Here is a 20325-nt window from a genome sequence, read left to right as displayed (position 1 = left end):
CGCAGTGTCACGGTGACTCGGGCCGGTCATCGGGTTGTCCGACGAGTACGTCCCCGTCGGACGGGCGCCGTCCGAGGTGCTTCCCGGTCGGCTGAGACGCCCTGGGCCGGGTTCGGTCAGGAGCCGCAGCAGCCGCCCGAGGATGTCTCGTCGGTACGCGACGCCTCGGAGGTTCCTGCGGGGGTGCCGAGCTGGATCAGCTGGGGTGCGGGGGCACAGCAACCGCCGTCGCCCTCGGCGGCGTCGGGTGCGTCGAACAGGCCTGCTCCGCCGCAGACTCCGGTCTCCGGGAGGGTGAGTTCTACGCGGTCGGCGGACTCGATGTCGCCGGCGATGGCGGCGGCGACGGAGCGGACCTGTTCGTAGCCGGTCATCGCCAGGAACGTGGGGGCGCGGCCGTAGGACTTCATGCCGACCAGGTAGACGCCTTGCTCGGGGTGGGAGAGCTCGCGGTGGCCGTGCGGGTAGACGGTGCCGCAGGAGTGCTGGTTGGGGTCGATCAGCGGGGCCAGGGCGACGGGGGCCTGGAGGCGCTCGTCCAGGTTCAGGCGCAGTTCGCCGAGGAAGGTCAGGTCGGGGCGGAAGCCGGTCAGGACGATGACCTCGTCCACCGGGTCCAGGCGACGGCCGTCCTCACCGACGAGGATCAGGCGGCCGTCGGTGTCGCGCTCGATCGCCTCCGTGCGGAAACCGGTGACCGCGTCCGCGTGGCCCTCGTCGACGGCGGCCTTCGCCGCCAGGCCGAGGGCTCCGCGCGCCGGGAGCTGGTCGGCCTCTCCCCCGCCGAAGGTGGAACCGGAGATCCCCCGGCGCAGGATCCATACGGCCTTGGCGCCGGCGCCGTCGTCGGAGGTGGCCAGGTCGGCAAGGTAGGCGAGGGCGGTGAAGGCGGAGGCGCCGGAGCCGATGACCGCCGTGCGCCTGCCCGAGTACCGGGCGCGTACGGCGGGGTTTTTGAGGTCCGGGACGCGGTACGCGATGCGGTCCGCGGCCGCCTTCTCTCCGAGCGCCGGCAGACCGTCGGCGCCGGCCGGGGACGGCGTGGTCCAGGTGCCGGAGGCGTCGATGACGGCACGGGCGTACACACGCTCCTCGCGGCCGTCGGCGTGGGTGACGTGCACGGCGAACGGCCTGCTCTCGCGGTCGGCGTCGACGATGCGGTCCCGGCCGGCGCGGGAGACGCCGGTGATCCTGGCGTCGTAGCGGACGCGGTCGCCGAGGACGTCGGCGAGGGGCTGCAGGTAGCGGTCGGCCCAGTCACCGCCGGAGGGGTACGTCGCCGGGTCGGGCTTCGTCCAGCCGGTGGAGGCGAGGAGCTTCTCGGCGACGGGGTCGACGACTTCGCTCCAGGTGGAGAACAGCCGTACGTGCGACCACTCGCGCACCGCGGCGCCGGCGGTGTGCCCTGCTTCGAGGACGAGCGGCTCGATGCCCCGGTCGAGCAGGTGCGCGGCGGCGGCCAGACCGATGGGGCCGGCTCCGATCACGACGACGGGGAGCTCGGTGCTGGCGGGCGCGTTCACGGCGACTCCTTGCGTGTTTCGACATCCGTCGATGGCTTGTACGCCCCAGCATGACACTTGTATTGATGAGCGTCAACATAGACATTCATCGAAGTCGGGTCGGCGGCTGACGGGCCCTCCCAGCCTGGTTCGACGTGTGTCAACATAGACGTATGTCGAATGCCAAGGTGCTGCCGCTGGTCGACCCCGTCGACGGCCAGGTCGACGGGCCGTGCTGCCCGCCGGTCACCGAGCGCCCGATGACCGCCCTGGAGGCGGAGACGGCCGCGAGGATGTTCAAGGCGCTCGGCGACCCGGTCCGGCTGCGGCTGTTCTCCGCCGTGGCCTCGCACGAGGGCGGCGAGGCCTGCGTGTGCGACATCTCCGACGTCGGCGTGTCCCAGCCGACCGTCTCCCATCACCTGAAGAAGCTCAAGGAGGCCGGGCTGCTCACCTCTGAGCGGCGCGGGACCTGGGTCTACTACCGGGTGGAGCCGTCCGTACTGGCCGCCATGGGCCGGCTGCTGGTGGGGTCTTCGGCTGCGGCGTGACGTGGCATGGCCGCGGGGCGAGGCCTGTCGGCCGGTATGGCGTTGCCCGAAGTCGTCGGCGTCCGACTTACGAGAAAGAAACGTTCAGCATGGCTGACAAGCCGTCCGTCCTGTTCGTCTGCGTCCACAACGCAGGCCGCTCCCAGATGGCCGCCGCGTGGCTGACGCACCTGGCCGGCGACCGTGTGGAGGTCCGCTCCGCCGGTTCCGCCCCCGGCGACCGCGTCAATCCGGCCGCCGTCGCGGCGATGGCGGAGGTCGGCATCGACATGTCCGCTCAGACGCCGAAGCTCCTCACCGTCGACGCGGTCCGTGAGTCGGACGTGTGCATCACCATGGGCTGTGGGGACGCCTGCCCCGTGTTCCCGGGCAAGCGGTACCTCGACTGGAAGCTCGACGATCCGGCCGGACAGGGTGTGGAGGCCGTCCGGCCGATTCGGGACGAGATCAGGGTCCTCGTGGAAGGGCTGATCGCTGAAATCGCCCCGCTAGGGCCGGAGGGTTCGGTTTGAGGCGTATTGGCTGACGGCCCGGGCTGCGCCTGGGGTGGGGTCGGCGCGTCGGTGGTGGGTTGCGCAGCTGTACGCCGTGCGGGCGAGGCCCGAGGCCCTCGGTGGCGATGGAGAGGTGGGGGCGGGCCTCGCAGCACGGCGTCCCCATGTGCTGGGGCAGAAGGTTAGCCGATGGTCTTGAGCAGGGCCTCGGCCAGCGGTGCGGAGGACGCCGGATTCTGGCCGGTGTAGAGGTTACGGTCGACGACCACGTGCGGCGTCCAGGGCTCCGCCGCGGAGTAGTCGGCTCCCGCCTCCTCGAGCCGCTCCTGGAGCAGCCAGGGGAGCCGGTCGGCGAGACCGGTCTGCTTCTCCTCGACCGTGCTGAAAGCGGTGAGCCGGTAGCCGGTGAACAGCCAGCCGCCGTCCTGGGTCCGGGCCGGGAGCAGGGCCGCGACACCGTGGCAGACCACGCCCAGGGGAGTGCCCGCGTCCATCACCCCGCGTAGCAGCCGCGCCGAGTCGGCGTCCTGTGCCAGGTCCTGCATGGGGCCGTGTCCGCCGGCGTAGAAGACGGCGGCGTACCGGGAGGGGTCCACGTCGGCGAGGGCGAGGGGGCGCCGGAGCTCGGGGGCGGCGTCCAGTACGCCCTTCACGGCGGCGGCGCCCTCGGCACCGCCGTTCATGTCGGGCCGCAGGCTGGCCTGGTCAGGGGTGGGGACGACACCGCCGGGGGTGGCGACGGTGACCCGGTGACCCGCGTCGGCGAAGGCGCGGTAGGGCGCCGTGAACTCCTCGGCCCAGTAGCCGGTGGGGTGGACGGTGCCGTCGGTCGTCGTCAGACGGTCGGTGCCGGTCAGCACCATGAGGATGTCTGCCATGTCGCACGTGCTCCTTCGAGGTCCCGGGGCGCCCGGGAAGGGTGTGGCCGGCTGGTGGACCGGCGGTGGAACGTCCACGAGACTAGGTCGCGCATCTATCGGAAAACCAATAGGAAAATCGATATGAGCTCTCGGAAATCCGATGAGTCGGAAACGGCTCCGGTGCGCGGTGAGTCGGAGCCCGGCGGGCTGTCGTCCGACGGGTCGTCGTCGCCCGGCGGGTCGTCGTCGCCCGGCGGGGGCCGCTGGACCTCGGTCTGCTGCGGACCTTCCTGGCTGTCCACCGAGCCCGTTCCCTCACCGGTGCCGCCCGCGATCTGGGCATCTCCCAACCCACCGTGAGCGCTCAGGTCCAGGCGCTGGAAACGCGGATGGGGCGCCGGCTCTTCGAACGGCTGCCGAGGGGGGTCGCGCCCACGTCGGTCGCGGACTCCCTGGCCGGGGAGATCGCGGCGCCCCTCGACGCGCTGGCCGCGGTCGCGGAGCGCGGTCGGCCGGGAGCCGAGGTGGCTCCCGAACCCGTTCACCTGGCGGGTCCCGCCGAGCTGCTCTCCGTCCTGGCGCTGCCCGCCCTCGCTCCGCTGACGGCCGACGGCGTGCTGCTACGCGTTACTACTGGACTGGCCGACGACCTTCTCGAAGGGCTGCAAGCCGGCCGGTTCGATGTCGTACTGTCCGCGGTGCGTCCGCGGGGTCGGGCTCTGAGCGCTGTGCCTCTCACGGACGAGGAGTTCGTCCTCGTCGCGGCCCCGGAGTGGGCCCGCCGGATCGGGCCCCTCACCATCCGTGACCCCGGTCCGCTGCGGGACGTGCCGCTCGTCGCGTACGCGGAGGACCTGCCGATCCTGCGACGGTACTGGCGGCACGTCTTCCGCACGCGGCTCACGGCACGGCCCGCTGTCGTCGTCCCGGATCTGCGGGGCGTCCGGTCGTCGGTCGTGGCGGGGTCCGGTGTGACGGTGCTGCCTCGGTACCTCTGTGAACGTGAGCTGGAGGAGGGGGCGTTGGTCGCGCTGTTCTCGCCGGAGGACCCGCCCATCAACACCAGCTTTCTGGTGCAGCGGGCGGGAGGTGTGCCGCGGGCGCACGTGACGGCGGTGCGGGAGTGCCTGTTGGGGGCGGCTCGGGGTGGTGAGGATGACGGGTGGTGAGGGTCAGGCCGATGCGTGCGTCTGCTCCGCCTCGCGTGCTTCGGTCAGGGCACGCTGCCTGATGTCGCCGAACAACTCGATCCTGGTGGCGTCCAGAACGTCGTTCCCGCCGATGGTCCGCCTGTCGCCCTCACGGGGAGGGGCGCTTTGGAGTGGATTCTCCTGGGAGGGGGGCGGGAGCGGTTCTCCCGGCATGGTCAGGATGACCGTTCCGTAGCGTCGGGTCCCGCCCTCGCGCACGACCATGGCCGCGGACCGGACGAGGCGCATCATGAACACGCTTGCGACGCCGTCGAGTTCGCGGACCATCGTCGGTACGGCCCGGACCCCCTGACTCCGCAGCAGCCTCTTCACCCCCGGCTCGAATCTGTGCGCGTTGGTCACCGCGCTCGGCTTGCCTCTGTGTGCCCTGCCGCTCATACCTGGCTGCGCGGCGGGGCTCGCGACGTCGCCGGTCAGGGCTCGGAACGTCGGGCTGTGGTCGTACCACTCGTTGGCCACATCCACTTCGACGTTCCGGTCGATCGCCGTGACGAGGTGCCTGGGCTGGAGAACCGTGAGGCCCTCGTCGGCCGCCGCTGCCCTGGCGCCCTCGATGATCTCCGCCAGCAGTGTCCGCGTGACCGACGTCGCGACTCGAACAGCGGACTGGGAGACGTGCATCCACGTCACGTCTCTGAACACGGCTTTGACGACGGCGGGGTTGAACAGCGGGGCATCCATGGCCGAGACGATCTCACAGCCGTGGTGAGCATCTGGATCAGGCAGCGGCGTGGCCGCCTGCGTTCGACACGGCGGGCGGTGTGGTGTGGCGCTGCACCCGGCCGGTGGTCGCCGAGGCACCGAGGCGGCGGAGGGCGATGCTCGCCATGACGAACAGCGCGGCGAAGACGGCCAGGAGCGTGACGCAGACCGTCAGTTGTCGGCTCCCGGCAGCCTGCCAGCTGGTCAACGCGGCCGAGCCCGCCCACAGCACCGTCGCCGCGGCGTAGAAGGAGCGGATGCGGCGGAGCTGGCGCACAGCCCGCTTCAGCTGAGTACGTTCACTTCTCTTCGGTGCCATGCGCCCCCGTGTACCCCCGAATCGCGTTGTGCAGCACGGGAGAAACGAGGTTTCGGACGACGGCCCGAGCGACCCAGTCGTCCAGCTCCCTCGACCCGGTCTCTCCGGAGGATCGACTGCGGGGGCGCCACAGCCAGTGGTGATCACGTGTGGGCCGGTGGCTGGTGACGCCATGCGCCGCGCCCTCTTGACCGGACAGCGACGATGATGGGCTCATGAGACCTGAAGTGCGCGACTTCGTCCTCGACGGACCGCTTCCCGACCGGGAGGCGAGTGAGGAAGAGATCGATCGGCGTGAGCGCCGACTGACCGCGCTCCCCCGGCCTGTCACCTCCGAGGAAGCCGCTGCCCTGGCCACCTGCTTCGGGCCCGACGACTGCTACGGCCTCGCCTGGACGCTTGTGCACCTGATCGAGACAGCACCCGGACCAGTACCACGGCTGAACGAACCCGGGCCTGACGACGGCGACTGGGCCGAGGTTCTGCGGGCACGCTGGGGCGGCGCTGGAACGCTGTAGGTGATCGGAAGGAGCGCATACCGCAGGTCAGGCCCCGCCGCGGTGAACACCGACAGGCCCCCACTGCCGGGCGGGGACGCCGTGATGCGAGCCCCGTGAAGGTGTGGTGGGTTGGGTTTTAGTGGCCCGTGAGGGGCGGGTGTGACGTGTCATCCGGAGGTCCTGGGCGCGGTGCAGTGCGGTCGCGGTCAGGTGCCCTACGTCGCTGATGCCGTCCACTTCGGGCCGGAGGCTCGGCCTCTCTCCACAGGCGGCCCCATCCGTACCTACCTGAGCGGCACCAGGCACCTGCCGACCGTCTCTCCCGACGGGAGGGAGTACATCGTGTCCCCCACGACGTGGTTCATCAGCGGCGCGTCCAGCGGTCTCGGTCACGCGCTTGCCCAGCATGTGCTGGAGCAGGGCCACCGGGTCGTCGCGACGGCGCCGGTGGTCGCTCCGATGGCCGGCTTGGCGGACGGCCACCCCGACGAGTGCCTCGTGCTTCAGCTCGACGTCACGGACGGTCACCGGTGCGCCGAGGCCGTGCGGGAGGCCGAGGAGTGGTCCGGCGGCATCGACGTCCTCGTCAACAACGCGGGTGTCGACATCATCGGCGCCATCGAGGAACAGCACGAGTCCGATTACCGCGCGGTCTTCGAGGTCAACTTCTTCGGCGCCGTGGCACTCACCCGGGCCGTGCTGCCCGCGATGCGCGGTCGTCGCCGCGGGACGATCGTCAACATCTCCTCCATGGACGGGCCGGCGAGTGTGCCCGGGAACGGCTTCTATGCCGCGAGCAAGTCCGCCCTGGACGGCTTCACCGAGGCCCTGTGGCAGGAGATCGAGCCCTTGGGCCTGCGGGCGCTCCTCGTGCTGCCTGGCTCCTTCCGTACCGGGATCGAGCACCGCACGCGTGCCTCCGGGGATCCGATCAGTGAATACGCGGTCACCGCCGGCGCCTTCCGGGCCATCATGGACAGGGCGACCCCCGACATGTTCCCCGGTGACCCGGCGAGGGCTGCGGAAGTGATCTTCAAGGAAGCCCTCTCCCCCACACCGCGGCACTGGCTGGTCCTGGGCAGTGACGCCCAGCGCAGGATCGGCGTCAAGCTGGACCAGTTGCGTGCCGACTACGAGGCCGGGAAAGACGTCGCCCTCAGCACCGACTACCCCGGGAGCGGCGAGTACGCGGTGCTGTGAGCGGCGGGCCGCGAGCCGGCCGCTCCTCAGAACGCGGGGTTGCCGCCTCCGGTCCTGTCCGAATCCGCCAAGTGGGCCGCGAGCAGCCCGCCCGGCCAGCTGGAGGGCGGCGCCTTCTGCGGGTTGCGCAGAGCCTGCGCCACGACCGCGTCAGCGAGTGCGGCTTCGATGTCCAGGCGCGGGAAGCGCTCCAGCGCCTCGGTCAGTTCGGTGCGGCCCTCGGTTCCGAGGAGGTCCGTCCTGCCGAAGTCCGCCAGCACCGCCAGCCTGACGAGCCTCGGCAGGGTGCCCATACGTTCCGCGATGCCCGGGGAGGTGTGCAGGGCCACGGCCTCCCAGACCTGTTGCCCGAGATCGTCGGGCCAGCCGTGCTCCGACAGGAAGGCGCGCGCCGCGTCCGCGCCCTCCACCTCGAAACGCTGAGCTCCGTCGTGAGGCGCGGCTGTTCCCGAGTCGTGGAAGAGGCAGGCCACGGCCAGGGCTTCCCGTTCCGCCCCCTTCAGGTCCTGCTGCCGGCCGAGATGATCCGCGAGCAGCCAGACACGCACGCTGTGGTGAAGGATCGCCGGATGCAGGATCTCGCGCACGTAGGCGTGGGCGAGATCGCCTGTCGCTCCTCCGAAGGTGATGTCCATGCCGTGCCCTTTCCCCGCCCCTTGACCCCGGTCTCATCCTCGCGCACCTCGTCGGCGTACGCCTGCCTGAGGCGCCGCCTCCGATGGCGGGCCCACCCCGCGTAAACCGCTGGTCGGCCTCGAACGGGACGCGGCAGGATGATCCACATGATGACCTTGCCCACTCCCGAACTCCACACCGTCCGCCTGAGACTTCGGCCGTTCACCGACGCCGACGCGGCACCCCTCTACTCCTTGCACAGCGACCCTCGTGTGCTGCGCTACTGGGACTCCCCTCCGTGGACCGATCCGGCCCGCGCGCAGCGGTTCCTGGCGACGTGCCGCAGGATCGAGGAGGAGGGCACGGGCGCGCGGCTGGCCGTCGAGCGGGTCTCCGACGGAGCCTTCATCGGCTGGTGCGGCCTCGTCGACTGGAACCCGGACTTCCGTAGCGCGGTGCTGTGTTACGTCTTCGACCGTGAGGTCTGGGGCCACGGGTACGCCACGGAGACCGTGCACGACCTTCTGCGGTGGGGGTTCGACACCCTTGACCTCAACCGTGTCCGGGCCGACGTCGACACACGGAACGGGGCGTCGGCACGAGTGCTGGAGAAGCTCGGCTTCGTTCGCGAGGGCACCCTCCGCGAGGACTGCATCGTCGACGGCGACGTCTCCGACTCCTGGGTCTACGGCCTCCTCCGGCGTGAGTGGCGTCCGGTGGAGGGGAGTTAGGTGTGCTGTCCCGGGACGTTGGTGACACGCGTGCTGACTGACACGGAACACTGCGGCACCAGGGCCTCCTGACGTTGCTCGGTGATGAGACACCAACGAGCTGTTCAGGAGGCCCTGCCCGTATACGCCGAGCACCCCGAGATCACCCGATCGGGATCACCGTCGGACGAACCTCCCCGTGCGAGCTGTACGGGACGTGCCGCGCGGAGGAGCCGTCCGCAGGCGGGTTCGGCTAGCCCTCCCAGCCGAGGTAGACCGACTTGGACCAGGTGTAGAAGTCCACCGCGACCGCGCCCTGCTCGCGGAAGGTGTTGCTGGAGGAGTCGCCGACGCCGCCGAACGGGACGTTGAGATCCAGGCCGGTGGTCGGGCGGTTGACCTTGACCACGCCCACGCGGGCGGCCGCGGCGAAGCGCTGGGCGGCGGCCAGGCTGCGGGTGCAGATGCCTGCGGCCAGGCCGTAGCGGGAGTCGTTGACCAGGTTGATCGCGTCGTCCAGGTCCGCCGCGGACAGTACCGCGACCACCGGGCCGAAGATCTCCTCGCGGGCCGCCGTGTTCCCCTGACTCAGGCCGGAGAGCACGGTCGGGGCGAGCATCAGCCCCTCGGGGGCCTCGCCGCCCGCGGCGACGGTCGCGCCCTCGGCCGTGGCCCGCTCGATGGCGGCGGTGATCGTGCCGAGTTGCTGCTCACTCACCACCGGGCCCATCAGGGTGCCATCGGCCAGGCCGTTGCCGGGGTGGTAGCGGGCCGCCTCCTTGGCGAGCGCGGCGACGAAGTCGTCGTGCACACCGGGGGTGCAGATCACCCGGGAAGAGGCGGTGCAGGCCTGGCCGGTGAGACCGAAGCCGCCCGCCGCGGCGATCCGCGCGGCCTGTTCGACGTCGGCGTCGTCCAGTACCACCAGTGCGTTCTTGCCGCCCATCTCCACCTGCACCCGGCCGCGGCGCTCCTGCACCGCGCGCTCGATGCGCATGCCGACCTGGGTGGAGCCGGTGAAGGAGACCGCCGCCACCCGGGGGTCGCGGACCAGGGCCTCACCGACCACCGCGCCGGAGCCGTGCACCACGTTGAGCACCCCGGCGGGCAGCCCGGCCCGGACCAGGGCCTCGGTGAGGTGGCGGGCGGAGACCGGGGTGAGCTCTGCGGGCTTGAGCACCACCGCGTTGCCGCCGATCAGCGCGGGCGCCAGTTTCCAGGCGGGGATGGCGATCGGGAAGTTCCACGGTGTGATCAGCCCCACGACCCCGACCGGCTCCCGGCGGGTGTGGACCATGGTGTCCGGCAACGAACTGGGCAGCACCTGCCCGCCGAGCCGCCAGCCCTCGGAGCCGAAAAAGCGCAGTACGTCGATGGCCCGCCGGACCTCGCCGCGGGCCTCGGTCAGCGTCTTGCCCTCCTCCCGGACCAGGTCGCGGGCGGCATCCTCGTGGCGGCCGCGCAGGACCTCGGCAGCGTCCAGCAGGATCGCGCCGCGCGCCGGGGCGGGCAGCGCCGCCCATCCCGGCTGAGCCTCGGCTGCGGCCGTCACGGCCGCGTCGACGGCCTCGGCGCCGGAGGCCGGGGCCACGGCGACCAGTTCGGCCGGGTCCGCCGGGTTGTACCGCTCGAAGCCGTCGCCGGCGGCCTCCTCGCCGGCGATGAGGTTGGGGATCTGCACAGTGCTCATGGCTTTGGTTCCTTGGGAAGTCGGGAGTTCACAGGCCGCGGACCAGGCCGCCGTCGCAGCGCAGCGCGGTCCCGGTGATGTATGAGGCGGGGGCGCTGCAGAGGAAGGCGGCTGCTGCACCGAACTCGGCGGGGGTGCCGTACCGTCCGGCGGGAATCGCAGCCTGCGAGGCGGCCTCGACCTCGGCAACGGGGCGCTGTTCGCGTTCGGCCCGCGCGGCGTCCAGTGCCGCCACGCGATCGGTGGCGATCCGGCCGGGCAGCAGCAGGTTGACGGTGACTCCGTCGGTCGCCACCTCCGCAGCGAGGGTCTTCAGATACGCGGCGAGGGCGGCCCGTCCGGCGTTGGACAGGACCAGACCGGGCAGCGGTTCGGCGATCCCGCTGGAGCCGACGGCCAGGATGCGGCCCCAGCCGCGCCGGCGCATGGACGGCAGGGTCAGCGCCACCAGCCGTTGCTGGGCCAGCAGCAGCGAGTCCACGGCCGCGGCGAGGTCGCCGGTGTCCAGGCCGGCGGCGGTGCCGGGCCGGGGGCCGGGTCCGTTGAGGACCAGGATGTCCGGATCGCCGTAGGCCTCGCGGGCCGCCTCGACCAGCGCCCGTGGTCCGTCCGGGACGGTGAGGTCGACCCGGACGCCGACCGCGTCCGGCAGTCCGCCGGCGATCTCCTCGGCGAGATCGCCGCGCCGCCCGGCCACCACGACCGAGGCGCCTTCGGCGGCCAGCGCTTCGGCCACCGCCCGGCCCAGACCGCCGGTGGAGGCGGCGACCACGGCGACCCGGCCGCGGATGCCGAGGTCCATCAGCGCACCTCCTCGGGCAGCGCGGCGAGGTGCCGTTCCAGCTGCGGGACCAGGGCCTCGGGCAGCTGCGCTGCTGGTGGTCGCACCCCCGACTCCATGATCAGACCACGGCGCCGGATGGCCTCCTTGCGCAATGCCAGCGCGATCCCGGCCTGCGCCTCGAAGTTGACCAGCGGCAGATACGGCAGGTAGGCCTCCCGGGCCGCGTCGTGACCGCCGTTGCGCCAGGCCTGGACGCAGGCGATCAGGCCCTCGGGGCAGGAGAAGCCGGTCATCGCCCCGGCGGCGCCGGCTGCCAGCTCATCGAGCAGGCCCAGGCCGCCCAGGCCGCCGAACACCGGGACGTCCAGTTCTGCGGTGAGCTTGGCGATGGCCGCCGGGGTCGGCGGCGCCTCGGCCTTCACCGCCACTGCCGAGGGGACCTGGCGGACGGCGCGGACCAGGTCGGCGGTGCGAATGGCGACCCGGCTGGTCGCCGGGTAGTCCTGGACGACGATCCCGGCGCCGGTGGCCTCATGGACCGCGTTGAGGTGGGCGGCGACCACCTGCGGATCGGGCGAGTTGACCTGCACCATCAGTCCGGCGAGGCGGTCCCCGACCACCTCGCGGACGAGCCGGGCCTCCTCCAGCACCGGTGCGGTGGCGAGTGCGGTGACCCCGACGACCAGCGGCAGGTCTACGGTGTCGACCACCGTCTCCAGCACGGTGCGGCGTTCCTCGGCGGAGAGCCGGGCGGCCTCGCCGAAGACTCCGAGCACGGTCAGACCGGTGGTGCCGATCCGCTCGTAGTGCTCCACCAGCCGGGCCAGGCTGGGCTCGTCCACCTCGAAGGCGGAGCCGAGGAAGGGCGTGGCGACCACACCCCACACTCCGGGGGCGAGTTTTTCGGGCATCGGTGAGCTCCCCCTCATCGTCCGGGCCAGACCGGTGGCCGCTTCTGCTGGAAGGCGAGCACGCCTTCCTTGGCGTCTTCGCTGTCCAGCGCTGCCATCAGCGCCGGGGTGCGCAGCTTGTGGGCGTCCTGCGGTGACAGTCCGTCCCCGTGCTGGACCATCTGCTTGATGGCGCGCAGTGAGGTGGGGGCGCAGGCGAGGATGTCGGCGACCCAGCGGTCGACGGCCTCGTCCAGCTGCTGTGCCGGGACCACCTCGTTGACCAGGCCCATGCGGTGCAGCTCTGCCGCGGAGGCGCGGCGGCCGGTGAGCAGCAGCCCCATGGCCTGGGTGTGCGGCAGCCGGCGGACCAGCTGGAAGACGCCGCCGTCCAGTGGGATCCGGCCGACCCGGGGCTCGGTGAGGCCGAACTGGGCGTGGTCGGCGGCGACGACGATGTCGCAGCCGAGGACCATCTCCATGCCGCCGCCCAGCGCGTAGCCGTTGACCCGGGCGATCACCGGGACGTCCAGGGTGGTGCGCAGGCTCAGCCCGCCGAAGCCGTTGGGGTCCAGGCCGGCCCAGTACTCCAGGCCGGTCTTGTCGACCGCGTCGGCGGACATGTCGGCGCCCACGCAGAACGACCGCTCACCGGCGCCGGTGACGACGACCGCCCGCACATCGGGATCGGCCTCGATGTCGGCCCAGATCTCGTTGAGCCAGGCGTTGGTCCTGGCGTCCACCGCGTTGAGCACGGCGGGGCGGTCGATGGTGACCCGGGCGATGTGCCCGTCCCGTACGTAGCGGACCTCGTCGGTCATCGCAGCACCCCCTTCTCGCGGAGCAGGTCGATCTGCTCGGCGGTGTAGCCGAGTTCACCGAGCACCTCCGCGCCGTGCTCACCGAGCCGCGGCGGTACCCGGCGGACCTCGGCGGGGGTGGCGGAGAGGTGGAGCGGCGCGTTGAGAGCGCGGATGCGGCCGGCGACCGGGTGGTCCATCTCGACGATCATGTTGTTGACCGCGGTCTGCTCGTCGTCGAGGGTCTGCTCCAGACTGCGCACCGGGGCGCAGAGGATGTCCTCGTCCTCGAGCCGCTTGACCCAGTGGTCGGTGGTGTTGCGGGCCACTGCCTCGGCGAAGATCCGCTGCAGCTCGGGCCGGTGCGCGAACTGCAGGTCCAGGGTGGCGAACTCGGGGCGCTCGCTCAGGTCCTCGTCGAGTTCCAGGGCGCGGCTGATGTGGTGCAGCGCGTTGCTCTTGAAGCCGCCGACCATGATCAGTGCGCCGTCCGTGGTGGGGAACACCCCGGTGAGCGGCATCGCGGCCCAGTTGATCTCGGAGCCGCGGTTGAGCTGCTGGCAGGCCTCCTGCATCTGCATGTGGAGCATCGAGTCGTACATCGACACCTCGACCTTCTGTCCCTCGCCGGTGCGGTCGCGGTGCAGCAGGGCCAGCAGGATGCCCTGGAGCAGGTGCATTCCGGTGGTGTAGTCGCAGAGTGTGGTCGGGTAGAGGGTGACGGGGTCGTCGTCGGAGACGCGGCGCCACATCACTCCGCTGTACGCCTGGGCGATGGCGTCCTGCCCGCCCTTGTGGGCGTACGGGCCCTCGGCGCCGAAGCCGGTTCCGGAGGCCCAGATGATCCTGGGGTTGACGGCGCGCAGCGCCTCGTAGCCGAGGCCGAGCCGCTCCATCACGCCGGTGCGGAAGTTGCTCACCACGACGTCGGCGGAGCGCACCAGTTCATGGATGACCTGCCGGCCCTCGTCGGTGCGGGTGTCGATGGCGATGCTCCGCTTGTTGCGGTTGATGGACAGGAAGATGGGGTTGTCCAGGCCGGCCGGGTCCGGGATCGAGGTCCGGGAGATGTCGCCGGTGCCGGGCCGCTCCACCTTGATCACGTCGGCGCCGTAGTCGCCCAGCATCTGGGTGCAGGAAGGGCCCATGAAGACCTGGGTGAAGTCGATGACGGTGAGACCGCTCAGCGGCTGTACATCGGTGGTCATGCCACGACCTCCTCGGGCTGGTCGACGGTCGCGTTCTCCGAGGGGACGTCACCGGGGTCGGCGCCCTGCTCGCGCATCCGGTGCTGGACGACGGCCGGGTCGACGTCCCGGACCAGCACACCCTGCTCCACCGCGGTGGCGGCGGCGATGCCGGCCGCCTGGCCCATGGCCATGCAGGGCGGGATCTCGCGGGACATCCGCTGCGCCTCGGGGGTGGCCGAGTAGTGCCGGCCGGCGACCAGCAGCTGATCGACACCGCGCGGCAGCAGCGCGCGGTACGGGGTGTAGTAGTCGCGGCCGCGGGCGACGCTGTCGGCGAAGTGGCGGCGGGACGTGACGTCGTCCTTGGTGACCACATACTCGCCCTGAAGGAGCCGGGTCTGCCGGACGCCCATCTGCTCGGCGACGTCGAGCAGGTAGGCGTTGCCGAAGCCGGGCAGCTCGGCCTTGATGTGGTCGAGGACGGCGCCGATCCGGGCCCGGGCCTCGAACTCGGCCTCGGTGAGCGAGACCGGGTCGGTGCCGTCGAAGCCGGTCATGTGCGGGCAGTTGCACCAGACCACGCCGGGAACGGGCGTCTTGAGCCACCACAGCTCCCAGGCGCCGCCCAGCATCCGCTTGATCTTGCGGTTGATGGCCCGGGCCTCACGCGGGTTCTCCTGTTCGAAGCGCTCGGCGGCCGCGGTGTCCACCCCGCCGAGCCGGAAGACCAGGGTGACCAGGTAGCTGTCCTGGGCGTACGGGGCGCCGGCCCGGGAGGCCACGTCGATGTCGCCGGTGGTGTCGATCACCACGCCGCCCATCACCGCCTGCGGCCCGGACTTGGTCTCGCAGACCACGCCCTTCACCGCACCGTCCTGGACCACCGGCCGGGAGAACCAGCTGTGCAGCCGCAGATTGATCCCGCTCTCGCGGACCAGGTCGTTGGACACCCGCTTCCAGCCGTCGGGATCGAAGGCGACGGCATAGCAGATCGGCTTGGGGTTGGTGTGGGAGTGGAAGTCGAAGGCGCCCCAGCGGCCCCACTTGGCCCACATCTCGGGCGAGGAGTAACGTTCCTCTGCCGGCGGGTAGACGGCGAGGCCGAGCTTGGCCATCCGCTCGACGTACTCGTCGACGATTCCGGTGACGGTGATCTCGTTCCCGTTGATCATGTCGTCGAGCACCAGGACCATGCCGCCGGAAGCCAGGCCGCCAAGAGCCGCGTAGCGCTCCAGCAGGGTCACACTGGCGCCGGTGCGGGCGGCGGCCACGGCCGCGCTGACCCCGGCCGGCCCGCCGCCGACCACGATCACGTCGGACCGCTGGACCACGGGTGCCTCGACGGCGTCGAGAGAGACGGTCTGTGACATCTGACTTCCCTTTCAGCTCCCGACGCGGACGGCGCCGCGGCGGAAGACGAGCACGTAGAGCAGGACGCTGAGCAGACAGAGGACCGCGCCGTAGACGGGGAACGCCCAGCCGGCGCCGTGGTCCTGGAGCCACAGCAGGAGATAGGGGGCGGTGCCGCCGAAACCGGCCACGCCGATCGCGTAGCCGAGGCCGACGCCGGTGACCCGGCAGCTGGTCGGCATCAGGGTGGCGGCGACGGTGTTGTACAGGCCCATGGTGAAGGCGAGCACCGGGGCGCCGACCAGCATCACCACGGTGAACGTCGCCATGCCGGGCTGCTGGTAGGCGAGTACGACGAAGATCAGTGGCACCACGGCGAGCCGGGAGGCGATGAAGGTGCGGGAGATCCGCTTGCGGTCGGCGAGCCGGCCGACGAGCGGGTAGAGCGCGGCGACGCAGATCCCGGAGAGGGTGGAGACCAGGAAGACGGTGTCCGGGTTCTCGTGGTAGGCGGAGCGGGCCAGGTTGGGCAGTCCGGTGGTCCAGGTGTACTGGAGCGCCTGGGCGCCGGCCACCACGAAGACGATCGCCAGGAGCGCCAGCCGGTGCTGCCAGACCTCGGCCCAGACCCGGCCCACACGGGCCGGCTCGGCCTGCTTCTCGCCCGTGGTGTGCGGGGTCTTCTCGCCCGTGGTGTGCAGGGTCTCCGGCAGGGCGCGGCGCAGCCAGAGGAAGACCAGGCCGCCGACGGCGCCGACGACGAACGGGATGCGCCAGCCCCAGGAGGCCATGGCGTCAGGGGCGACCACCGAGGTGGTCAGGAAGCAGACCAGCGAGGCGCTGACGATGCCGGCCTGCACGTAGGCGCTGAGGATGCCGCCGTACCGGGCGGTCCTGCCCTCGGGTGCCAGTTCCACGATGTACGCGGAGTTGAGCGGTGCCTCGATGCCTGTGGAGAGTCCCTGCAGGATGCGGCAGGCCAGCAGGATGACGCCGGCCCAGACGCCGATGACCGCATGACTGGGCAGCAGTGCTATGATCATGGTGCTCAGCACCATTGAGCCGATGGAGAAGAGCATGACGGCGCGTCGGCCTATGCGGTCGGCCAGCGTGCCGAAGATGATCGCGCCGAGCGGCCGGGCGGCGAAGCCGACCGCGAAGACGGCCAGCGCGGACATGGTTTCGGTGACGGAACTGCCCGACGGGAAGTAGAGCGGGCCGATGTAGGAGGCCAGTAGCCCGTAGACCATCCAGTCGTACCACTCGACGGCGTTGCCGCCACCGAGGGCCAGCAGAGCGCGGCGGTGCGAGAGGGACTTTGTGGTGGTGGCTGGGCTTCTCTCGGTGAGTGATGCCATGGGGCACCTCGTCTTGGGGAGGCGCACGGAACGAGGCCGTGCGGAACCGGCGCCCGGGCCAGAGGCCGGGGCGTTGGGGACGGGGCGGTGCGAGGCCTGTGCCTACCAGCTGGGCGGGGTGACCACCCAGATCGAGGTGGCGGGCTCGTCACCAGGATTGACGTACCAGTGCGGAATGCTGGAGGAGTAGGTGATGGAGTCACCCGCTTCGAGCCGGTGACGGACGCCGTCGAGATAGACGTCCTTCACACCGGAGAGCACGATGCCGAACTCCTCGCCGTTGTGACAGAACGCGGTGGCGCTGGTGTCGTGGCCCGGCTGGGTGACCACCCAGAGGACCTCCAGAGCGCCGTTGAGAGACGGAGTGAGCAGTTCGTAGCGGTCGCCGTTCACCGAGTCCGCACCGTGGAAGTCCAGGCTGCGGCGCTCGTGGGCACGGACCACCGGACTCACCTGCTCCGCGAGGTGCAGCAGCCGCCCGATCGGAACGTCCAGACCGTGAGCGATCTGCACCAGGCTGGCGAAGGAAGGGTTGCCCTTCCCTCGCTCGATCTGGCTGATCAGTCCGGTGCTGATGCCGGAGCGGCGGCTCAGCTCGTCCAAGGTCAGATCCGCCTGCTTGCGCAAGGCCTTGATCTGCAGGCCGACCGTGGCGACCATCACATCGAGGTCCGGCCGGTCGTCCGGCATCGGTGCGTCGGTGTCGTGCACGGTCTCCGCCTCTCCCTGAGCAGCGTTTGTCCTGCGGCATATTGAAGACCTTCACGATGATGAAAACAACCCCCTGCGGTTCATCTTTTTGAAGCCGGGCAGGCGCCGACGCGAAGAGCTGGTGCTGCAGGACCGTCAGACGCCACCTGCGGCGCCACTGCGGACGGCGGTCGCATCGCACGCCATCGACACACCGACTCCCGGGCACGGACCAACCGCAGCGGCCCGTGGACACCGGCCACACATGGGGCGCCGTTACGGGGACCGCCGGTGGGCGGCGACCGCGGCCTCGCCGCAGACGGTGGCCGACCCGGTCGGACGGCTCAGGATTGACAGCGCGGATGCTCCGACAAGGAACACGGGTCCGGATGGCCCGGGACGAAAGGCGCGGTCGGGCAGAACGGAGTCCGGCCGGGTTCTCGGCTTCCGGGTCCGCTTCGCGGAACACGGATACCGGCCATGACGGGTCTCGATGGCCAGGGCATCGCCCGACTGATCTACGGTGACGCGGAGGCCGGGGGTCGTGCATGGCTGTCGCAGGCGAGGTGGATCTGTGTGCTCAGGCCGCTGCGGGGGCGTCCAAGCGCACGGTCGATGGGTCCGGCCGGACCTGGAGCCCCCTCTTCCTGGCTCCGGCGGAGTGCTGGTGAGCCCGGCAGACGGTGGAGTCCACCGACACGGTCCAGCCGATGCCGTCAGCACCGTCGGCCGCTGCCGGCACCGCAGTAAGGATCGCTCCCAGGTGCCCTGCACGACCCACCTGATCAGGCGTTTGTGAGCGGTCCGGAACGGCACGTCCCGCCAGGGTGAGCAGGCGCGGCACTTCCACGCGACGGCTTCCGGGGTTCGGCGGTGATCGACCCATCGCCGACCGCGGACCGGATCAGCCGGCGGCAACGGCTCGATCCGGTCCCCCATCGCATCAGTGATCACTGATCGGACGGACACATCCAATCAACCGACAGACCGGTCAAAGAGCCTCCCAGCCCCGCTCCAGCAGGTCGAACGCGCTGATGACCGCCGCACGCGGGTCGGCGTGCCCGTATGCGGCGCGCGGGGCTTCGAGGGCGAAGTGGGCCAGGGCCAGGCAGGCCGGGTCGTCGGCGGGGCGGCCGCTTTCCTCGGCGATGACGCGGGCCAGGGCGGTGGTGTGGCGCAGCCACATGTTCTGGCCGTAGTCGCGCAGTGCGGGGGTGGTGGTCACCAGGGTGAGGAAGGCGGTCAGGCGGTCGTCGCCGTCGGGGGTGATCAGCCGGGAGTTGAGGGCGTGTTCGCGCAGGGCGGCGGGGACGGATGTGCCCGCGGGGCGTTCGCGGACGGCGGCGAGCAGGCGTTCCTCCTGGTCGTCGTCCTCGTCGAAGACGAGGGCTTCCTTGACCGGGAAGTGCTTGAACAGCGTGGTCGTGGACACGTCGGCGGCGTCGGCGATCTCGCGGATGCCGACGGCGTCGTAGCCACGTTCCAGGAACAGGCGCAGGGCGGCGTCGGCGATGGCCCGGCGGGTGGCGGCCTTCTTGCGTTCGCGGCGGCCCGGGGGCGCGGGGTCGGGGGTGGCGTGCTGCGCGGGGGTGGATCGGGGCATGACGGCAGCTTACCCGGCTAGTTGACCGGGTTCAAAAGTTGAGTTGTTGCACTTATTTAGTTGTTGTGCTTTTCTGGGCTCGTTGCGGCCGTGAGGCGCTGCCCGGCCGCCGTCCTGCCACGAACGGAGTCCCTTCATGTCCACCACTCCCCCGCCCCGTATCGCCATCGTCGGCGCCGGCCCCGGCGGCCTGGCCTGCGCCCGCATCCTGGCCCGGCACGGCATCGCCGCCACCGTCTACGACCGCGACGCCGGACCCGACGCACGCGACCAGGGCGGCACCCTCGACCTGCACGCCGACAACGGCCAACTCGCCCTGCGCGAGGCCGGTCTGCTGGAGGAGTTCTTCCGGCTGTCCCGCCATGAAGGGCAGGAGATGCGGCAGTTGGATCCGTCCGGCGCGGTCCTGTTCCACCATGTGCCCGAGCCGGACGAGCGGTTCAAGCCGGAGATCGACCGCCGTGTGCTGCGCGATCTGCTGCTCGGGTCGCTGCCCCCCGGCACCGTGCGCTGGGGGCACACCCTGCGCGCCGTCACCGGGCCCTCGCAGGGTCCGCGGCGGCTGCACTTCGCAGGCGGCACCACCGTGGAGTGCGACCTCGTCATCGGCGCCGACGGCGCCTGGTCCGCCGTCCGGCGCTCCGTCTCCGACGCCACGCCCCGCTACACCGGCGTCAGCTTCCTGGAAGCGTGGTTCCACGACGTCACCGCACGTCATCCGGACATCGCCGAGCTCGTCGGGCAGGGCAGCGCCGCGGCCGCCGACGGCGAGCGCGGCCTGTTCGCGCAGCGCAACGGCGGCGACCACGTCCGCGTCTACGTCATCCAGCGCGCCCCCGCCGACTGGATCACCGCCGCCGGCCTGGAGCCGCAGGACACCGGGCGCATCCGCGCCCGGCTGCTGGAGCGCTTCCGCGACTGGTCACCGCGTATGCGCCGGCTGGTCGGCGACAACGACGGCCCCTACGTCGACCGCCCGATCCATGCCCTGCCCGCCGGGCACACCTGGCAGCACAGCCCTTCCGTCACCCTCCTCGGGGACGCCGCCCATCTCATGCCGCCGCTCGGCGTGGGCGTCAACCTCGCCCTGCTCGACGCCTGCGAACTCGCCCTCGCGCTCGCCCGTCACGACACCGTGGGTGAGGCCGTCCGGGCTTACGAGGACACCATGCTCCCCCGCTCCGCCGAGACCTCCCGACTCCTCGACGGCGCCGTGCACGACTTGGTCTCCACGGAGCTTCCCGACTTCGCCGCCGCCGCCGAGGGCCGGTGAGCGGCTCCGGGACGGGGGACGGCGGCTGACGCC

Annotated in this window: 21 protein-coding genes and 1 pseudogene; 7 read left to right on the top strand and 15 right to left on the bottom strand. The window is 71.3% G+C overall.

Annotation, left to right across the window (positions count from 1 at the left end):
* Nucleotides 1–116: 116 nt before the first annotated feature.
* Nucleotides 117–1523, bottom strand: coding sequence for an NAD(P)-binding domain-containing protein (locus AY578_RS32480; protein ID WP_161108606.1), 1407 nt, complete (start codon nucleotides 1521–1523; stop codon nucleotides 117–119).
* Between the two features lie 152 nt (nucleotides 1524–1675).
* Between AY578_RS32480 and AY578_RS32475 the strand changes: the two genes are divergently transcribed.
* Entirely contained in the window at nucleotides 1676–2053 is a 378-nt protein-coding gene (locus AY578_RS32475; RefSeq protein ID WP_019523815.1) for an ArsR/SmtB family transcription factor, read from the top strand.
* A gap of 89 nt (nucleotides 2054–2142) precedes the next feature.
* Nucleotides 2143–2565 carry an arsenate reductase ArsC gene (locus AY578_RS32470; RefSeq protein WP_028960437.1) on the top strand — a complete coding sequence of 141 codons (423 nt, stop codon included), beginning with the start codon at nucleotides 2143–2145 and terminating at the stop codon, nucleotides 2563–2565.
* Between the two features lie 164 nt (nucleotides 2566–2729).
* Here the strand turns inward: AY578_RS32470 and AY578_RS32465 are convergent, their stop codons facing one another.
* Complete coding sequence (locus AY578_RS32465; protein WP_019523813.1) at nucleotides 2730–3425, bottom strand: type 1 glutamine amidotransferase domain-containing protein; 696 nt, start codon at nucleotides 3423–3425, stop codon at nucleotides 2730–2732.
* A gap of 245 nt (nucleotides 3426–3670) precedes the next feature.
* Between AY578_RS32465 and AY578_RS32460 the strand changes: the two genes are divergently transcribed.
* Entirely contained in the window at nucleotides 3671–4576 is a 906-nt protein-coding gene (locus AY578_RS32460) for a LysR family transcriptional regulator (protein ID WP_028960436.1), read from the top strand.
* A gap of 3 nt (nucleotides 4577–4579) precedes the next feature.
* Here the strand turns inward: AY578_RS32460 and AY578_RS32455 are convergent, their stop codons facing one another.
* The gene (locus AY578_RS32455; protein ID WP_052183334.1) at nucleotides 4580–5299 is read right to left on the bottom strand and encodes a histone H3 family protein; all 720 of its coding nucleotides are present in this window, start codon (nucleotides 5297–5299) and stop codon (nucleotides 4580–4582) included.
* A 37-nt stretch (nucleotides 5300–5336) separates the two neighbouring features.
* Nucleotides 5337–5639, bottom strand: a complete 303-nt coding sequence (locus AY578_RS32450) for a hypothetical protein (RefSeq protein WP_037953768.1) — start codon at nucleotides 5637–5639, stop codon at nucleotides 5337–5339.
* Between the two features lie 215 nt (nucleotides 5640–5854).
* Between AY578_RS32450 and AY578_RS32445 the strand changes: the two genes are divergently transcribed.
* Entirely contained in the window at nucleotides 5855–6157 is a 303-nt protein-coding gene (locus AY578_RS32445; protein WP_258906803.1) for a hypothetical protein, read from the top strand.
* Between the two features lie 324 nt (nucleotides 6158–6481).
* Nucleotides 6482–7339 (top strand): SDR family NAD(P)-dependent oxidoreductase, encoded by an 858-nt coding sequence (locus AY578_RS32440; protein ID WP_136237423.1) that lies wholly within the window; start codon nucleotides 6482–6484, stop codon nucleotides 7337–7339.
* 26 nt (nucleotides 7340–7365) lie between these two features.
* On the opposite strand, the gene AY578_RS32435 is transcribed toward AY578_RS32440, so the two are convergent.
* Nucleotides 7366–7974, bottom strand: a complete 609-nt coding sequence (locus tag AY578_RS32435; RefSeq protein ID WP_215048471.1) for an HD domain-containing protein — start codon at nucleotides 7972–7974, stop codon at nucleotides 7366–7368.
* 150 nt (nucleotides 7975–8124) lie between these two features.
* Here AY578_RS32435 and AY578_RS32430 point away from each other — a divergent pair, with 150 nt between their 5' ends.
* Nucleotides 8125–8685, top strand: coding sequence for a GNAT family N-acetyltransferase (locus tag AY578_RS32430; protein ID WP_136237425.1), 561 nt, complete (start codon nucleotides 8125–8127; stop codon nucleotides 8683–8685).
* Between the two features lie 232 nt (nucleotides 8686–8917).
* On the opposite strand, the gene AY578_RS32425 is transcribed toward AY578_RS32430, so the two are convergent.
* The 10 genes and pseudogenes from AY578_RS32425 to AY578_RS32380 form a co-directional block, all read right to left on the bottom strand.
* A complete protein-coding gene (locus AY578_RS32425) occupies nucleotides 8918–10354 on the bottom strand; it encodes an aldehyde dehydrogenase family protein (RefSeq protein ID WP_019523564.1) in 1437 nt (478 codons plus the stop codon).
* A 28-nt stretch (nucleotides 10355–10382) separates the two neighbouring features.
* Nucleotides 10383–11156 (bottom strand): SDR family oxidoreductase, encoded by a 774-nt coding sequence (locus tag AY578_RS32420; protein WP_019523565.1) that lies wholly within the window; start codon nucleotides 11154–11156, stop codon nucleotides 10383–10385.
* The gene (locus AY578_RS32415; RefSeq protein WP_026243637.1) at nucleotides 11156–12049 is read right to left on the bottom strand and encodes a dihydrodipicolinate synthase family protein; all 894 of its coding nucleotides are present in this window, start codon (nucleotides 12047–12049) and stop codon (nucleotides 11156–11158) included. Before AY578_RS32415 ends, AY578_RS32420 begins: the two co-directional genes overlap by 1 nt.
* Nucleotides 12050–12063: 14 nt before the next feature.
* Nucleotides 12064–12849, bottom strand: coding sequence for an enoyl-CoA hydratase-related protein (locus AY578_RS32410; protein WP_019523567.1), 786 nt, complete (start codon nucleotides 12847–12849; stop codon nucleotides 12064–12066).
* Nucleotides 12846–14036 (bottom strand): CaiB/BaiF CoA transferase family protein, encoded by a 1191-nt coding sequence (locus tag AY578_RS32405; protein ID WP_215048472.1) that lies wholly within the window; start codon nucleotides 14034–14036, stop codon nucleotides 12846–12848. Before AY578_RS32405 ends, AY578_RS32410 begins: the two co-directional genes overlap by 4 nt.
* Nucleotides 14033–15388, bottom strand: a complete 1356-nt coding sequence (locus AY578_RS32400) for an FAD-dependent oxidoreductase (protein WP_019523569.1) — start codon at nucleotides 15386–15388, stop codon at nucleotides 14033–14035. The genes AY578_RS32405 and AY578_RS32400 overlap by 4 nt, the downstream gene beginning before the upstream one ends.
* Before the next feature lie 12 nt (nucleotides 15389–15400).
* Complete coding sequence (locus tag AY578_RS32395) at nucleotides 15401–16726, bottom strand: MFS transporter (RefSeq protein ID WP_019523570.1); 1326 nt, start codon at nucleotides 16724–16726, stop codon at nucleotides 15401–15403.
* A 102-nt stretch (nucleotides 16727–16828) separates the two neighbouring features.
* Nucleotides 16829–17437, bottom strand: a complete 609-nt coding sequence (locus tag AY578_RS32390; protein WP_019523571.1) for a cupin domain-containing protein — start codon at nucleotides 17435–17437, stop codon at nucleotides 16829–16831.
* A 250-nt stretch (nucleotides 17438–17687) separates the two neighbouring features.
* A pseudogene (locus AY578_RS32385) lies at nucleotides 17688–18385 on the bottom strand (IS5 family transposase); the annotation flags it as partial.
* A gap of 22 nt (nucleotides 18386–18407) precedes the next feature.
* On the bottom strand, nucleotides 18408–19019 hold the full coding sequence (locus tag AY578_RS32380; protein ID WP_019523572.1) for a TetR/AcrR family transcriptional regulator: 612 nt from the start codon (nucleotides 19017–19019) through the stop codon (nucleotides 18408–18410).
* Nucleotides 19020–19155: 136 nt separating this feature from the next.
* On the opposite strand from AY578_RS32380, the gene AY578_RS32375 reads away from it, so the two are divergent.
* Complete coding sequence (locus tag AY578_RS32375; RefSeq protein WP_136237429.1) at nucleotides 19156–20292, top strand: FAD-dependent oxidoreductase; 1137 nt, start codon at nucleotides 19156–19158, stop codon at nucleotides 20290–20292.
* Nucleotides 20293–20325 lie beyond the last annotated feature (33 nt).

The sequence above is a fragment of the Streptomyces thermocarboxydus genome, from assembly GCF_024760485.1.
GTDB classification, from domain to species: Bacteria; Actinomycetota; Actinomycetes; order Streptomycetales; family Streptomycetaceae; genus Streptomyces; species Streptomyces cellulosae.
This window is presented reverse-complemented; position numbering and strand designations above follow the sequence as displayed.

Bases quoted from the DNA above. Each gene is read 5' to 3' on its own strand.
- AY578_RS32445 (WP_258906803.1), top strand. From the start codon at position 5,855: ATGAGACCTGAAGTGCGCGACTTCGTCCTCGACGGACCGCTTCCCGAC.
- AY578_RS32450 (WP_037953768.1), bottom strand. From the start codon at position 5,639: ATGGCACCGAAGAGAAGTGAACGTACTCAGCTGAAGCGGGCTGTGCGC.
- AY578_RS32470 (WP_028960437.1), top strand. From the start codon at position 2,143: ATGGCTGACAAGCCGTCCGTCCTGTTCGTCTGCGTCCACAACGCAGGC.
- AY578_RS32405 (WP_215048472.1), bottom strand. From the start codon at position 14,036: ATGACCACCGATGTACAGCCGCTGAGCGGTCTCACCGTCATCGACTTC.
- AY578_RS32475 (WP_019523815.1), top strand. From the start codon at position 1,676: ATGTCGAATGCCAAGGTGCTGCCGCTGGTCGACCCCGTCGACGGCCAG.
- AY578_RS32425 (WP_019523564.1), bottom strand. From the start codon at position 10,354: ATGAGCACTGTGCAGATCCCCAACCTCATCGCCGGCGAGGAGGCCGCC.
- AY578_RS32375 (WP_136237429.1), top strand. From the start codon at position 19,156: ATGTCCACCACTCCCCCGCCCCGTATCGCCATCGTCGGCGCCGGCCCC.
- AY578_RS32435 (WP_215048471.1), bottom strand. From the start codon at position 7,974: ATGGACATCACCTTCGGAGGAGCGACAGGCGATCTCGCCCACGCCTAC.
- AY578_RS32465 (WP_019523813.1), bottom strand. From the start codon at position 3,425: ATGGCAGACATCCTCATGGTGCTGACCGGCACCGACCGTCTGACGACG.
- AY578_RS32410 (WP_019523567.1), bottom strand. From the start codon at position 12,849: ATGACCGACGAGGTCCGCTACGTACGGGACGGGCACATCGCCCGGGTC.
- AY578_RS32415 (WP_026243637.1), bottom strand. From the start codon at position 12,049: ATGCCCGAAAAACTCGCCCCCGGAGTGTGGGGTGTGGTCGCCACGCCC.
- AY578_RS32395 (WP_019523570.1), bottom strand. From the start codon at position 16,726: ATGGCATCACTCACCGAGAGAAGCCCAGCCACCACCACAAAGTCCCTC.
- AY578_RS32430 (WP_136237425.1), top strand. From the start codon at position 8,125: ATGACCTTGCCCACTCCCGAACTCCACACCGTCCGCCTGAGACTTCGG.
- AY578_RS32400 (WP_019523569.1), bottom strand. From the start codon at position 15,388: ATGTCACAGACCGTCTCTCTCGACGCCGTCGAGGCACCCGTGGTCCAG.
- AY578_RS32420 (WP_019523565.1), bottom strand. From the start codon at position 11,156: ATGGACCTCGGCATCCGCGGCCGGGTCGCCGTGGTCGCCGCCTCCACC.
- AY578_RS32380 (WP_019523572.1), bottom strand. From the start codon at position 19,019: ATGCCCCGATCCACCCCCGCGCAGCACGCCACCCCCGACCCCGCGCCC.
- AY578_RS32455 (WP_052183334.1), bottom strand. From the start codon at position 5,299: ATGGATGCCCCGCTGTTCAACCCCGCCGTCGTCAAAGCCGTGTTCAGA.